The organism is Methylobacterium terricola (assembly GCF_006151805.1).
Classification (GTDB): Bacteria; Pseudomonadota; Alphaproteobacteria; order Rhizobiales; family Beijerinckiaceae; genus Methylobacterium; species Methylobacterium terricola.
This window is the reverse complement of record NZ_VDDA01000092.1, coordinates 1-1605: the sequence shown is the minus strand read 5'-3', so window position 1 is coordinate 1605 and position 1605 is coordinate 1. Positions and strand designations below refer to the sequence as shown.

Annotated in this window: 2 protein-coding genes and 1 pseudogene; 2 read left to right on the top strand and 1 reads right to left on the bottom strand. The window is 67.4% G+C overall.

The window, feature by feature from the left end:
- Positions 1–202, top strand: a 202-nt coding sequence (locus FF100_RS36760; RefSeq protein WP_139038114.1) for a transposase, incomplete at its 5' end; no start/stop codon positions are given.
- Between the two features lie 101 nt (positions 203–303).
- The gene (locus FF100_RS36755) at positions 304–1314 is read left to right on the top strand and encodes a TRAP transporter substrate-binding protein (RefSeq protein ID WP_139040924.1); all 1011 of its coding nucleotides are present in this window, start codon (positions 304–306) and stop codon (positions 1312–1314) included.
- Positions 1315–1397: 83 nt separating this feature from the next.
- Here the strand turns inward: FF100_RS36755 and FF100_RS36750 are convergent.
- Positions 1398–1605: pseudogene (locus FF100_RS36750) on the bottom strand (IS5-like element ISMpo5 family transposase); the annotation flags it as partial.

Genomic DNA, 1605 nt, shown 5'->3' with positions numbered 1-1605 from the left:
CGCGACGGCCGTGATCCCGAACAATCCCTCGCGATCCAGGAAGTATGAGCTCGATACGGCCCTTTATACGGAGCGCCACCTGATCGAATGCTGTTTTTCCAAGCTCAAACAGTTCCGACGCGTCGCGACACGCTACGAGAAGACAGCCCGCAACTACGCCGCCGTGGTCACCATCGCTGCCATCGTCCTATGGCTCCGATAACTGTCCACACCGCCTAGGGTGCCGCCGAACGACAACGCCCCCACGGCGCGACGGCGAAGCGCCGCCGCCGATGGGTGGGATACCTTGGGAGGCTTCACGCCATGCATCATCCCACGCGCCGCACCCTGCTCGCCGGCGCTGCCGCCACCGCGCTGCTGCCCGCCCCGCTCGTCCGCGCGCAAGCCGGGGCCCTGCGGCTCAAATGCGGCGTCGTCACCCCCGACAGCCATCCGGCGACGATCCGCCTGCGCGAGGCGGCGGACCGGGTGGCGAAGGAGACGAACGGCGCGGTCGAGGTCGCGGTGTTCCCCAACGGCCAGCTCGGTTCGGACACCGACATGCTGAGCCAGCTGCGCTCCGGCGCGCTGGAGATGTTCGCGCAATCCTCCTCGAACCTGGCGACCCTGGTACCGCGGGCCTCGCTCATCAACATCGCCTTCGCGTGGAGCGGCTACGACAAGGTCTGGCCGGCGGTCGACGGCGAGCTCGGCGCCTATATCCGCGGCGAGATCGCGAAGGCCGGCCTCGTGCCGTTCGAGCGGATGTGGGACAACGGCTTCCGCCAGACCACGACCAGCATCCGCCCGATCAAGGGACCGGCCGATTTCGAGGGCGTGAAGCTGCGGGTGCCGAACAGCGCGCTGTTCACCTCCGCCTTCCGGGCGCTCGGCGCCGCCCCGGTGGCGCTCAACTTCTCCGAGGCCTACTCGGCGCTGCAGACGAAGGTGGTGGACGGGCAGGAGAACCCGCTCGCCATCATCACCAGCTTCAAGCTGGCCGAGGTGCAGAAGTATCTGTCCTTCACCAACCATATCTGGGACGGGTTCTGGCTGATGTCCGGTCAGCGGACCTGGTCGCGCCTGCCGGAGGACGTGAGGACAGTGCTCGCGCGCCACTTCAACCAGGCCGCCCTCGACCAGCGGCAGGACATCGCCGGCCAGGGCGTGGCGATGCGCGAAGCCCTCGGCAAGGCCGGTTTCGCGATCAACGACGCGCCGGCCGCGCCCTTCCAGGATAAATTGAGGGCGGCCGGCTTCTACACCGAGTGGAAGGGCAAGTATGGGCAAGAGGCCTGGGGCCACCTGGAGAAGTTCGCCGGGGCGGTGTCGTAGGTTCTCGTCGTTCCGTCCAAGCGCGCTCATCGACCAAGGGCACGTCGTGAAATCCCCTGTCACGCCTGTGAGAGCCTGTTTGACTATGAAGAGCTGTATTGGTGCCGCTCATAGGCCTGCATGAGCCTATGGCAATTGGCGATACTGATGCTGTCCTCGGCCGCCGCTGGGCTGTGCTCCCAGTGGCGGGTCAGGCGGCGGTAGCGCGTCGAGAGCGTGCCGAACGTCGCCTCGATCCGCCAGCGCAGCGGCAGCGGCTGGAAGCCCGTGGCCTGCGCCTCACGGGTGGAG

Coding starts and splice junctions, on each gene's coding strand:
- FF100_RS36755 (WP_139040924.1), top strand. CDS start 304: ATGCATCATCCCACGCGCCGCACCCTGCTCGCCGGCGCTGCCGCCACC.